The sequence below is a fragment of the Pontibacter sp. JAM-7 genome (assembly GCF_048548695.2).
Classification (GTDB): Bacteria; Pseudomonadota; Gammaproteobacteria; order Pseudomonadales; family Balneatricaceae; genus Neptuniibacter.
Window position 1 is genome coordinate 223188 of the sequence record NZ_JBLYIF020000004.1, and the last position, 12864, is coordinate 236051.

The following is a 12864-nucleotide window of genomic DNA, read 5'->3' on the forward strand; positions in this document are numbered from 1 at the left end:
TTTGGGGCTGCTGTCTGCTGTGCTGCGTGCGGATTAATCCAGAAATATTCCCAGTAAATCATTAAGAAACAGACGCCCCTGTTGGGTGGGTGCCAGTTGATGCGGATTGTCGATCAACAGACCCCGGCGCCGCGCTTCGTTTAATTGTGGTGAGAGCTGTTCCAGTGTCAGGCCGGTGTAGGCCTGCAGTAACTCGCTGTCGACGCCCTGGGTTAGGCGCAGGGCGTTCAACATAAACTCAAATGCCAGTTCATTCTGGCTGATGATGGTTTCGCCGCCCAGCCGACTTTCTGCCTGCATATAGGCCTTGGGCTGTTTTTGTTTCCAGCGACGTAAAATGGTCGCCTGTTCCGGCAGCGTCAGCTTGCCGTGCGCACCAGCACCAATGCCGATGTAATCACCAAATTGCCAGTAGTTCAGATTGTGCCGTGCTTCCTGCTCAGACTGGCAATAGGCGGATATCTCGTATTGTTGCAGTCCGGCTGCTGCCAGGCGCTGTTGTCCCTCTTCCTGAATTTGCCACAGAGTTTCATCTACAGGTAACTGCGGTGGTCTGGCATGAAATTCGGTATTGGGTTCTATCGTTAGCTGATACCACGAAAGGTGGTCCGGCTTGACGCTCAGTGCTTGCTCAAGATCAGCAAGGGCTGCAGTGCAAGTCTGATCCGGCAAACCGTGCATCAGGTCGAGGTTGAGCCGGGGGAAGATCTCTCGCGCCAGCGTCGCGGCGTGCAGCGCTTCATCGGCATCATGAATGCGTCCCAGCGCTTGCAGCTGCGGGTTGCTGAAACTCTGGATCCCAAGGGATAAACGGTTGATGCCCGCCGCCCTGAAACCACGAAATTTATCCTGTTCAAAGGTGCCGGGGTTGGCTTCCAGGGTGATCTCAATACCGTCGGCTAGCGGTGTAATGCTATCGATGTCCTGCAGTAAGCGCTGATAGCTGTCAGCACTGAACAGACTGGGTGTGCCGCCACCAAAAAAGATGCTCTGAATCTGACGTCCCTGCACAAAACGCGTTTCATCGCGAAGGTCTGCCAGCAGGCATTCGATATATTCCTGCTCGGGCAGCGCATCCCGCACGGCATGGGAGTTGAAATCGCAGTAGGGGCACTTGCGCACACACCAAGGGATATGAATATAGAGCGATAACGGGGGCAGTTGCAGTGGCATATAGCTTACTTTAGATAGGCCGCAATGGCCTGCTTGAAGGCGGCGACGGCCTGCCCCCGATGGCTGAGGCGGTTTTTCTCTGCGGAAGCCAGTTGGGCAGAGGTTTTGCCCAGGCTGTCAATCCAGAACAGCGGATCATAACCAAAGCCGTTGTCCCCCTGTGGTGCAGTCAGAATACGGCCTTGCCAAGTGCCCTGGCAGATCAGGGGCGTGGGATCGGTGGCATGTCGCATAAAGACCAGCACGCAGCGAAAGCGGGCAGTACGTTGCTCCGCAGGCAGGCCTTCCAGTTCGGCCAGCAGCTTGGTGTTATTACGGGCATCGGTTGCGTCAGGGCCGGAAAAGCGGGCGGAGTAGATGCCTGGCGCGCCCTTAAGGGCATCTACTTCCAGGCCTGAATCGTCTGCCAACGCAGGCAAGCCGGTGACAGATGCTGCATGACGGGCTTTGAGAATGGCATTTTCAACAAAGCTCAGGCCGGTTTCTTTAGCATCGGCTACATCAAACTCTGATTGTGGAATAACACTGACCTGCAGTGATTCGAGGATTTGGTTAAATTCACGCAGTTTGCCGCGGTTACCGCTGGCGAGGACAATTTTTTCGATCATGGGCTATCTGTATAGATCCCCCGGGTGGTTGGTAGACCCGGGTGAATGGGTTATTGAGCAAAGAATCGCTGTTCAAATTCCAGGTGATAAGGCGCTACATTGGCATCGGGCTGCACATCCAACGCGATCCGCATCACCATGTCATCAGAAAAACCGAATTGTCCCAGGTAATAGATGGCGTCACCCTCATCCAGTTTGCTGAAGTTGATGTTCTGAGTTTGTGAGATCAGATTGGTTGCCATACCACTGATCTGAGCAGCTACCGGCACTTTGGTGTCACCCTGTTTTTTGAGCACGGATACATTCACTAATGCGCGTACCTTACTGCGTTGGATACCGGCATTTTTGGCGATAGTGGGATCGATAAAGGTGCTATTGAATGCATTGTAATGAATTTCGTAATCGCCATAGGCAACGAACTGCTCTGCGAGTAGCGGCTGACTGAGCAGGGTTGCCACAACCAGCAGCATTCCCTGTATTCCATGACGTGCCATTGTTGTTAGTTTGCTCATGACCTGCCTCTCCGTTATTTGGTAATCCGGTAGATGGCAATTTCCCCCAGCATATTCGGCCAAAGGTGAATCCACCACCGGTGCTGATGTTCATGATCCACCACTGTTCGATCCATGATATAGATGTTTCGTTCCACACACAGGCGCTCAAAGTCCTTGAACGTACAGAAGTGGGTGTTTGGCGTGTTATACCAAGTATAGGGCAGGAACTTGGACACCGGCATTTTACCGCGAAACGCCAGATAACCCCGGGCGCGCCAGTGGCCGAAATTGGGGAAAGTGACAATGCACTCTTTGCCGATACGCAGCATTTCATCAAGGATTTCGTCTGGCCGCATCATGATCTGGATTGCTTGGGTCATGACCACGCTGTCGAAGGTGTTGTCCTGAATCGATGCCAGCCCCTCTTCGATATTCTTTTCGATCACGTTTACGCTCTTGCGGATGCAATCGGTGATGTTGTCGTGGCCTATTTCCAGGCCAAAGCCGGTGACCTGCTTTTGGTTTTGCAGGTAGTGCAATAATTCACCATTGCCGCAGCACAGGTCGAGTACACGGCTTTCGGGTTTGATCCAGTCTTTGATCAGGTCAAGATCTGCTCGCATGCTCAACCCTCCTCTGCCAGTGTGTTGTGGATTGGTGTGTCGGCCTTTACCCGTTCCATATATGCGGCAAACACATCCAGATAGCGGGGGATCGGCAGCAGGAATGCATCATGTCCCTGATGGGCATCGATTTCTGCATAGCTGACGGGTTTATCAGCGGCCACCAGAGCATCGACAATTTCCCGTGAGCGTTCAGGTGCAAAGCGCCAGTCAGAGGTGAAGGAGATCACCATAAATTTGGCCTGGGCTTTTTTCAGCGCCGCGACAAGGTCATGGTTGTAGCGTGAAGCGGGGTCAAAATAGTCCAGAGCCTTGGTCATCAGCAGGTAGGTGTTGGCATCAAACGCGGTTGAGAAACGCTCACCCTGATAACGCAGGTAAGACTCCACTTCAAATTGCGGCGTGAAATCAAAATTCAATTTACCGGAGCGCATCTCACGGCCAAATTTATTCCGCATACCGTCATCGGACAGGTATGTAATATGTCCCAGCATACGGGCTAGCATCAGCCCCACGCGAGGCACAGTGTCCTGTGCGTAATAGTGGCCGTTGTGAAATTGGGTGTCCTGGGTAATGGCCTGGCGGGCGACTTCGTTAAAGGCAATGTTCTGTGCCGATAATCGAGGGGCGGCGGCAATCACCATGCAGTGTCGCAGCCGTTCCGGGTAATTGATTGACCATTGCAGTGCTTGCATACCGCCAAGGCTGCCACCGATGATGGCGGCGAACTGCTGGATGCCGAAATGGTCAGCCAGCCGCGCCTGACTCTCTACCCAGTCGTCTACGGTCACGATGGGAAAATCCGGACCGTACGGCTGACCGGTTTCAGGGCTGATCTGATTGGGGCCGGTAGAGCCGTGACAGCCGCCTAGGTTATTCAGGCCGATAACAAAAAAATGGTTGGTATCTATCACCTTGCCGGGCCCTACGGCACTGTCCCACCAGCCGGGCTTGGCATCTTCCATGTTGTGATAGCCGGCAATATGGTGGTTACCGGACAGTGCATGGCAGATCAGAATGGCATTGGATGCATCGGCATTGAGGCTGCCATAGGTTTCCACCACCAAATCATATTGATTCAGGGTGCGGCCACAGCTGAGCTGCAACGGTTCATCAAAGTGAATGGTCTGGGGTTGAACCAGACCTACAGAATCTTCAGGAATTACATCTGGCATGTTGATACTCGGCTTCTCTGGAGGCACACAGGGAACATTGGCTGCACTGGTTGCAGCGATGATCGAGCATCACATCTCGTACAGGATTAACAAACAGCTGGAAACATTGTGGGTGTACGTGATCACGTCAGGGTATCTCTATCTCTAAAACGTCTGGAATCTTTTGTGGTGTTTTGATTTTAACGCGTTTTTCTCGCGTCAGCTCACCTTTGACGATGGTAACTGCATTTTTAGCCACACCAAACTGTTTGGCAAGGTATTTCACCAGGTGAGTGTTTGCCTTGCCGTCTACTGGCGGTGCCTTGATGCGAATTTTCAGGCTGTCGCCATGCAGGCCGCAAAACTCATCCCGACTGGCATTGGGCTGCAGGTGACATTGGAGCAGTAGGTCTGCTCCTTGCCACGTACACCAGGGCATGCCGTTACAGTAACCGTCCCAGCTGGGACTGAATCAACTGGATCACAATGATGATCAGAATTGGTGACAGATCCAGACCTCCGATCGGCGGGATGACTTTGCGCGCCACGGAGAACAGCGGTTCAGTGATCTGCTGGATTAGTTGTGGCCCTGGGTGGTAGCTGTCGGGTGCTACCCAACTAATAATCACGGCACCCAGAATTGCCCAGAAATAGATGGTGAGGATGGTGTCCAACACGCCAACCAATGCGTAAATCAGAATGCCCAGTGGGTGTGGCAAGCCGCTGCCGTTGTATAACACCAGCAACAAAATGACTGCCAGTTTTACTAGCAGGGCCAGCACCAGTGCTGAGATATCCAGCCGACCAACTTTAGGCAGTACCCGGCTCAGTGGCCACACCGGTTTGTTGGTGAGTTTGGCGATTGCCTGCGAGATGGGGTTGTAATAGTCAGCGTTAGAAACCTGCAATAAAAAGCGCATGACCACAATAAACACATACATCTGGCCAAGGACAGTGATGAGAAAGTTGACTGGATCCTGTTGCATGACGATTCCCGTACTAAAACAGCGAGTTAGGCTTAAGAGTATAGAGTTTATATGGTATGGATGACAGTCTGTAGGACTGCTTAGTCATCGCCCAGTTCCCGCGCCAGTTCTTCAGAGCGGTCATGACAGGCTTGCATGCCCCGGGCAAAAATGGCGGGCAACTGATCTTCGCTGAAGCAGCGGATCGCCTGTTCAGTGGTGCCCTTCGGTGATGTTACCCGGCGGCGCAGTTCGGCGGGATCAAATTCGCTGGCATTGGCCATCTTGGCTGCCCCCAGTGCGGTTTGCAGCGTGAGCTGACGGGCGACATCCGGACTCAGGCCCAGTTGCTCACCGGCGGCAATCATCGCTTCCATCACCATGAAATAATAAGCGGGGCCAGACCCTGAAACGGCGGTGACAGCATCCAGCTGGGACTCGGTATCGACCCACAGACTGATGCCGGTGGCCGCCATAATCTGTTCTGCCAGAATGCGTTGATCCGGGCTGACGTTATCGGTGGCATAGAGACCGCTGGCTCCCGTTTGAACCAGTGCCGGGGTATTTGGCATGCAGCGTACCACGGCACAGTTGCCGCCCAGCCACTGCTGTAGGCTGGTGCTGCTAATACCTGCCGCTACACTCATGATCAATGGCTGGCGGGTTTGTACCGCCGGTGCAAGGTCACAAGCCACTGTTTTCAAGACCTGAGGTTTCACCGCCAGAATTACCACGTCGGCTGCGGTAACCGCTGTAAGGTTGTCAGTGCTTGTGTGCAGTCCTTGGTCGGCCAGGTCGATGAGTTTTTCGGCATCCGGTTCGGTTGCCCAGATACGCTCAGCCGGGTATTGGTTGGCTAGCAGGCCGCCAATAATGGCCCGGGCCATATTGCCAGCGCCGATAAATGCTAAAACAGGTTGTGTGCTCAAAGGTAACTCCCGAACTTTGTTAGCGTGCTTGGCGCGCGCCGAAAATTGCAGTGCCAATACGGACGATGGTGGCGCCTTCAGTGATGGCTGCTGTCATGTCGCTGGACATACCCATCGACAAGGTGTCCATATCAGGGTATTCATGTTGCAGGGATTGTAACAACTCCCGCAGGGCTTGAAACGCTTGCCGCTGCTGATCAGGATCAGCAACAGCCTGAGGGATTGCCATCAGGCCGCGTAACTTTATCTGTGGCAGTGGATGAATCGCGCGTACCAGTTCAGGTACTTCCTCTGGGGAGCAGCCAGCTTTGCTGGCTTCCTGACTGATGTTGACCTGTAAACACAGCTGTAGTGGTGGCAAGTGGGCCGGACGCTGTTCGGACAAGCGTTGTGCTAACTTTAAACGGTCGATGCTATGTACCCAGGAGAAATTTTCTGCCACTTTTCGGGTCTTGTTTGATTGCAACGGGCCGATAAAGTGCCAGAGGATCTCCAAATCGGAGAGTTGCTGGATCTTATCCAGTGCCTCTTGCAGGTAATTTTCGCCAAATTGCCGCTGCCCTGCAGCAAAGGCTTCGCGGATAGTTTCTGCAGGCTGGGTTTTGCTGACTGCCAGTAGACATACCGTGCCTTCTGGACGGTTTGCGGCAGCTTCTGCTGCATGAATTTGGCGCTGAATTGTGGCGAGATTGTCTGCAATGTTTTGCATGTTTGCTCTCTGGCAATTGGATTGCTTAGCCCAATCTGCTAGAAATGAATTGTTTAGCAGTAGTACCGGCTTACAGGATCGTTATGGATATTACCGAATTATTGACCTTTAGCGTACAGCAGAATGCCTCCGACCTGCATATTTCGGCCGGCATGCCACCTGTGATTCGAGTGGACGGGGAAGTGCGTCGTATTAAACTCCCTGCCCTGGATCATAAACAAGTTCATGGTCTGATTTACGACATCATGAACGATAAGCAGCGTAAGGAATATGAAGAAGTCTATGAAACCGACTTCTCGTTTGAGATTCCAGGCACGGCCCGCTTTCGTGTTAACGCCTACAACCAGGACCGTGGTGCTGCCGCGGTATTTCGTACCATTCCCAGTAATGTGTTGACCATGGATGACCTGGGTATGGGTCAGGTCTTCAGGGATCTGTCAGAGAAGGCCCGTGGCCTGGTATTGGTGACGGGGCCTACCGGTTCCGGTAAAAGTACCACCCTGGCGGCGATGGTCGATTACATTAATGACACGCGTCCGGACCATATTCTGACCATTGAAGACCCTATCGAATTTGTCCATCAGAGCAAAAAATGTCTGATTAACCAGCGTGAAGTACACCGTGATACGCACAGTTTTGCTAATGCGCTGCGTTCTGCGCTGCGTGAAGATCCCGATGTGATTCTGGTGGGTGAAATGCGAGATCTGGAAACGATTCGTCTGGCGCTCACAGCGGCTGAAACGGGTCACCTGGTATTTGGTACGTTGCATACCACCTCGGCAGCGAAGACCATTGACCGTGTTATAGACGTGTTCCCGGCTGCAGAGAAGACCATGGTGCGTTCTATGCTGTCCGAGTCATTGCAGGGGGTCATCTCCCAAACGTTGTTGAAAAAGCCTCAGGGGGGGCGCTGTGCCGCCCATGAGATTATGATTGGTACCCCGGCAATTCGTAACCTGATCCGTGAAGATAAAGTGGCACAGATGTACTCGGCCATTCAGACCGGGTCGGCATTTGGTATGAAAACTCTGGATCAGTGTCTGGCCGAGCTGGTCAGTAAAGGGCAGATTTCGCGTGAAACCGCACGTGAGAAAGCTCAGAACCCGAAAGCCTTCTGACGGGATAAAAGGAGAGTAGCGTGGATTTTACGCAGTTATTGAAAGTGATGGTGGAGAAGGACGCATCCGACCTCTTCATTACCGCCGGTGCCCGGCCAACCCTGAAGCTGGATGGCACACTGAAACCCATGACCAAGGAGCCGCTGAAACCTTCTCAGGCGCGGGCTTTGGTTTACAGCACCATGAATGACAAACAGTTGGCAGAGTTCGAAGGCACCAAGGAGTGTAACTTTGCCATCAGCGCGCCGGGCTTGGGTCGATTCCGTGTCTCGGCATTTTTTCAGCGTAATGCTGCCGGCATGGTGTTACGTAAGATTAGTGATTATATCCCGAGCCTTGAAGAGCTGAATTTGCCACCTGTTTTGCAGGATCTGGCGATGACCAAGCGCGGTCTGATTCTGTTTGTAGGTGGTACCTCCACGGGTAAATCTACCTCGTTGGCATCGATGATTGATTACCGTAATACCAACCATCGCGGCCATATCATCACCATCGAAGACCCTATCGAGTACGTGCATGATCACAAGCAGAGTATTATCACTCAGCGTGAGGTGGGGCTGGATACAGATTCATTCGGTGTGGCACTGAAAAATACCCTGCGTCAGGCACCTGACGTTATCCTGATGGGTGAGATTCGAACCAAGGAGACCATGCAGTATGGTCTGACCTTTGCTGAAACCGGGCACCTGACCCTGGCGACCCTGCACGCGAATAATGCCAACCAGGCGCTCGACCGTATTATCAGTTTCTTCCCGCCAGACAACCATGATCAGCTGTGGATGGATCTGTCGCTTAACCTTAAAGCTATTGTGGCGCAGCAGTTGCTGCCGACTAAGGATGGCAAAGGCCGACGTGCCGCCATTGAGGTACTGATCAATACGCCGTTGATGCAGGACCTGATCCGTAAGGGTGAAGTGCATGAACTGAAAGAGGTAATCAAAAAATCCACTAACCTGGGTATGCAGACCTTCGACCAGTCGCTGTTTGAGCTGTACCGGGATGGTGTGGTTACCTATGAAGCTGCATTGGCGCATGCTGATTCTGCCAATGATTTGCGTCTGTTGATTAAACTGAGTGCCGATACCAACCCAGAGCTGGGTGTTCAGGAAGAGTCGATGTTCTCGCTGCAGGGTGAGGATGATTATCTGGACGAGGATGAAGAAGAGGAATTTAATAAATTCTGATTCTGCAGTTAGCTGCAATATAACAATAGCCGGCCTGTGTGCCGGCTTTTTTTGTTAGTTATTGGCGGGGTATGGACTAGTATTCAACGCTGCCTCGTGCTCGGCTTCCAGCCATTTCGCTATGACAGATTCAGGCCGCGGTTTACTGAAGTGATAGCCCTGCAGATAGTCGCAATTAAGTGATGTAAGCAAGTCGACTTGTGCTTGATTCTCAACTCCTTCAGCGACCACTTTTAAATTCAGGCTGTGTGCCATCGCAATGGTGCCCCGCACCAGATTAAGGTCGGAGACATCATCGGTAATATCCTGCACAAATTCACGGTCAATTTTCAGGCTATCGAAGGGGTAGTTACGCAGGTAACTTAACGAAGAGTAGCCGGCGCCGAAGTCATCCATCGAAATGAGTACGCCCAGGTCTTTTACTGCCTGCAGGGTTTCACCAACAAATGCCATCCCACTCAGCAGCACGCCCTCGGTGATTTCGAGTTCAAGTGATTGGCTGGATACGCCAGTACTTTTCAGCGTATCAACGATGCAGCTAATCAGGCGGGTATCACGGAACTGGCGTGGAGAAAGGTTGACCGCCAGTGTGTACTGGCGGTTGTAGCGTACCTGCCAGCGGCGCAGCACCGACAGGCCTTGCTGTAGCACGAATTTACCGATCGGCACGATCATGCCGTTGTGCTCTGCAATCGGGATAAACTCATCCGGGAACACGTCACCCAGCGCCGGATTACGCCAGCGCAACAGGGCTTCAAATCCCGCTACCTGACCATCGGCTGAGCGAATCTGAGGTTGGAAGCAGAGATAGAATTCACCGCGCTCTAGCGCACCATGCATTTGCTCTTCCAGTTCGAGGTTGCGGTGAACCTTTTGATTCATGGTTGTGGTGTAGTAAGAATAAGTATTGCGGCCCTGCTTTTTCGAGTGATACATCGCGGTATCGGCGTTACGTAGCAGCTCAGATGAATCCTGGCCGTCGGCAGGGTAAATAGCGATACCAATGCTGCAGGTGAGGATCAGCTCCCGGTCTGAGATGCGGAATGGCTGGATGAATAACTGTTGCAGTTTTTCCGCTACCTTGCCTGCATCATCGGCCTGCACCAGATCAAACAGCAAGATGACAAATTCATCACCACCAAGGCGGCCTACGCTGTCGCAATCACGGATGGTTTCTCTCAGTCTATGGCCAGCCTGAACCAGGACCTGATCACCGGTTTCGTGACCCAGGGTGTCATTGATCTTTTTAAAGTCATCCAGGTCAATGAACAGCACCGCCAGCGGCGTTTTGCTGCCTATGGTGGGTTGTAAGTGCCGCTGAAGCTGCTCTAACACCTGGGTTCGGTTTGGCAGGAGGGTGAGGCTGTCGTAGCGTGCCTGATAGTTTAGTTGTGCCGTGCGGTGCCGCACTTTTCGGTTGAGAGAGAAATTCCACAGCAGGCTCACTATCGCGATTACGATGGCAGTAACAGCGATATACCACAGGTAGGTCAGATCCAGTTCTGGCTCAAGATTGATATCCATCCACTTACGTAAAATGGCATGTTTCTCCTCGGCGGTAATACTGTCCAGAGTCTTTTGCAGGATAGAGGTCAGCTCAGGCCAGTCATTACGAACCCCCATGGCTAGCTCAAACTGGTAGGGCGTTTGTCCGGATACTTTCAGGTTGGTGATGCCTGACTGCTGCATTAACTGGCCCAGCGTGGCGATATTGCCTACATAGGCATAGGCTTCCCCACTGGACACAGCCAACATGGCTGTCAGGCTGTCCGGGTGGGGTTGCAGGTTGAGCTGCAGAGGGCTCTTGTTTAATAAATCATACGAGGCATAGCCGGCTTCTATTGCTATGGGTTTATCACCCAGCGCTGCGAGGTCTTCTATATATCCGACTTCTTTGCGGGTCACGATGACCATCGGTGAGTAAATATAGGGTCGGGTAAAGTCGGCATAGGTCAGCCGCTGAGGTGTTTTCATTGCGGCGGGAAACAGGTCCAGCTGGCGATCTTGTACCATCTCGGTAATCTGTTTCCACGGCAGTGCGGGAGATGTCTCGAACTTGATGCCAAGCCGGGTTTCTAACAGGCTGATGTAGTCAGCTGCGACCCCCTGATAGTTGCCTGATTTATCAATGCTTTCATAGGGTGGCCAGCTCATATCCGAGGCCAGTTTAATGACCGGGTGTGCTGCCAGCCAGGCCTGTTCTTTAGCGGTTAGGTTGGCTTCGACAAAACTTTTGCCAATGCCGATCCAACGTAGGTTAATACGCTCTCTTACTTGAGGTGTGATAGATGCCAGTGCCTGATTAATAAGATCCGCCAGCATGGGTAAGTCTTTACGCACACCGAAGGCCAGTACGGAACCTTCTTTTTGCAGGTCGTTATGAATCCGTAAATTCGAGATCAGTTCGCGTGAGATAATATGCATAGCAACCGCGCGGTTGCCAGCATAGGCATCGGCATCCCCTCTGGACACAGCATTCAGCGCATCGCGGGTAGTAGGGAAGAGTTTTAGCGCGACACTAGGGAGCTGGGTTTTAAAGTATTTGACGTTGCCAAAGCCCTCTTCTAACGCCAGTGTTTTACCTTTCAGGTCGGCTTCACTATGCAATAACGGGCTATCTTTACGTGCTACCAGGGCATGGGGAATATCAAGATAGGGGCGGCTGAACAGGAATTGACGCGTACGCTCGGCGGTTGGTGTCAGGTCCATTAAAACGTCTACCTTGCCCTGCTCAAAATCCTCATAAAGTTGCTGCCAGTCACCGTACACAGGGGTGAGTTTGCCGCCCAGCATACGGTTGACTTCCCTTAGGTAATCGGCTCCGATCCCGTCTGCTTCACCCCGGCTATTCAGGTAGTTAATCGGCGGCCATGACTGCATTACGCCAACTTTGATCGCGGGTTGCTTTTCTAACCAGAGTTTCTGGAATTCACTGAATCGGGGTGCGAGACCGAACAGGTTATTACTGATTTGTGGGATGTCTGGCAGGGTCCAGCGGGCATAAATATTCAGTAACTCCTGATCTTGCAGTGTGGCAAGTGCTTTATTCAGGATGCTGACTAGCTCTGGCCAGTCATTGCGTACGCCAAAGGCCTGACGTGACTGGTCCGCTGAATACAAAATCGCATAAGCCAGATTGTCGAGGTTGTTTTGGCGCACAAGTTGGTGCGCCATACCGATGTCGGCAATCGTGGCATCGGCACTGCCTTGGTCGACGGCTTTCAGAGCGGCTTCCAGAGTATCGACAAATACGGGTTCAATGTCAGGGTACTCTTGCAGTACCACTTCGGCCATGGAATAACCGCTCACCATCGCGACCCGACGATCGGCCAGATCACGCCTGCTATTAAATTCATGTAACGATTGTTTGCGGGTGATGATGTATTGGCTAAGGGAAAGGTAGGGGCGGCTGAAGTTGAACCACGCTTCCCTGCCTGGGCGTTTGACCAGCGTGGCAATCACATCCACATCACGCTTTAGCGCTGCGTTATATAGGTTGTTCCACTGACCGTCAGGGTAGACTTTGAGTGTTATACCGGCCCGCTTGAACAACTCCCGGGTGATATCTGTGGTTACACCGGCAAATTGACCGTCATCGTCCAGAAAACTGTAGGGTGCGTAGTTGCCGTCAAAGGCAACTCTGACTACCGGATGCTCTGCGATCCACTGCTGTTCCGCAGGCGACAGATCCAGCGTAATGCCAGTTGTCGGTTTAGCCGTAACGGCGGCTGCGGTTGAGGTGGTGAAAATCCAGAATAGTATTAGCGCCAACGAAAATAGCTGCCGCAGGCGGCCTGATATTCCAGTCATTAAACGTATATGTCCAGTCCATAGATGTAAACGTTTACAAAGTGTAGGGGTTAATCAGTCGTATGTCATCTAGGCAGATCATGGCTTAAGGCATTTA

12 protein-coding genes are annotated in these 12864 nt (G+C 52.5%); 2 read left to right on the forward strand and 10 right to left on the reverse strand.

What is annotated here, in order from left to right; translation table 11 throughout:
- Positions 1-33: 33 nt before the first annotated feature.
- The 9 genes from hemW to ACFVYJ_RS07295 all read right to left on the reverse strand — a co-directional run bounded on the left by hemW (position 34) and on the right by ACFVYJ_RS07295 (position 6655).
- Positions 34-1173 (reverse strand): radical SAM family heme chaperone HemW, encoded by a 1140-nt coding sequence (gene hemW / locus ACFVYJ_RS07255; RefSeq protein ID WP_419414674.1) that lies wholly within the window; start codon positions 1171-1173, stop codon positions 34-36.
- A 5-nt stretch (positions 1174-1178) separates the two neighbouring features.
- Positions 1179-1781: an XTP/dITP diphosphatase gene (locus ACFVYJ_RS07260; protein ID WP_419414673.1), complete on the reverse strand. Its 603-nt coding sequence runs from the start codon at positions 1779-1781 to the stop codon at positions 1179-1181.
- Positions 1782-1831: 50 nt separating this feature from the next.
- A complete protein-coding gene (locus ACFVYJ_RS07265) occupies positions 1832-2293 on the reverse strand; it encodes a DUF4426 domain-containing protein (protein WP_419414672.1) in 462 nt (153 codons plus the stop codon).
- 14 nt (positions 2294-2307) lie between these two features.
- On the reverse strand, positions 2308-2898 hold the full coding sequence (gene metW / locus ACFVYJ_RS07270; RefSeq protein WP_419414671.1) for a methionine biosynthesis protein MetW: 591 nt from the start codon (positions 2896-2898) through the stop codon (positions 2308-2310).
- Between the two features lie 2 nt (positions 2899-2900).
- Positions 2901-4073 carry a homoserine O-succinyltransferase MetX gene (metX, locus tag ACFVYJ_RS07275; RefSeq protein ID WP_419414670.1) on the reverse strand — a complete coding sequence of 391 codons (1173 nt, stop codon included), beginning with the start codon at positions 4071-4073 and terminating at the stop codon, positions 2901-2903.
- A gap of 127 nt (positions 4074-4200) precedes the next feature.
- Entirely contained in the window at positions 4201-4491 is a 291-nt protein-coding gene (locus tag ACFVYJ_RS07280; protein ID WP_419414669.1) for a DUF167 domain-containing protein, read from the reverse strand.
- Positions 4492-4495: 4 nt separating this feature from the next.
- The gene (locus tag ACFVYJ_RS07285) at positions 4496-5038 is read right to left on the reverse strand and encodes a YggT family protein (protein WP_419414668.1); all 543 of its coding nucleotides are present in this window, start codon (positions 5036-5038) and stop codon (positions 4496-4498) included.
- An 80-nt stretch (positions 5039-5118) separates the two neighbouring features.
- Positions 5119-5946, reverse strand: a complete 828-nt coding sequence (gene proC / locus ACFVYJ_RS07290; protein WP_419414667.1) for a pyrroline-5-carboxylate reductase — start codon at positions 5944-5946, stop codon at positions 5119-5121.
- Positions 5947-5965: 19 nt separating this feature from the next.
- A complete protein-coding gene (locus ACFVYJ_RS07295) occupies positions 5966-6655 on the reverse strand; it encodes a YggS family pyridoxal phosphate-dependent enzyme (RefSeq protein WP_419414666.1) in 690 nt (229 codons plus the stop codon).
- An 83-nt stretch (positions 6656-6738) separates the two neighbouring features.
- Here ACFVYJ_RS07295 and ACFVYJ_RS07300 point away from each other — a divergent pair, with 83 nt between their 5' ends.
- Positions 6739-7773, forward strand: a complete 1035-nt coding sequence (locus tag ACFVYJ_RS07300; protein WP_419414665.1) for a type IV pilus twitching motility protein PilT — start codon at positions 6739-6741, stop codon at positions 7771-7773.
- A 20-nt stretch (positions 7774-7793) separates the two neighbouring features.
- Positions 7794-8957 (forward strand): PilT/PilU family type 4a pilus ATPase, encoded by a 1164-nt coding sequence (locus ACFVYJ_RS07305; RefSeq protein ID WP_419414664.1) that lies wholly within the window; start codon positions 7794-7796, stop codon positions 8955-8957.
- A gap of 54 nt (positions 8958-9011) precedes the next feature.
- On the opposite strand, the gene ACFVYJ_RS07310 is transcribed toward ACFVYJ_RS07305, so the two are convergent.
- Complete coding sequence (locus ACFVYJ_RS07310; protein ID WP_419414663.1) at positions 9012-12767, reverse strand: transporter substrate-binding domain-containing protein; 3756 nt, start codon at positions 12765-12767, stop codon at positions 9012-9014.
- Positions 12768-12864: the final 97 nt, after the last annotated feature.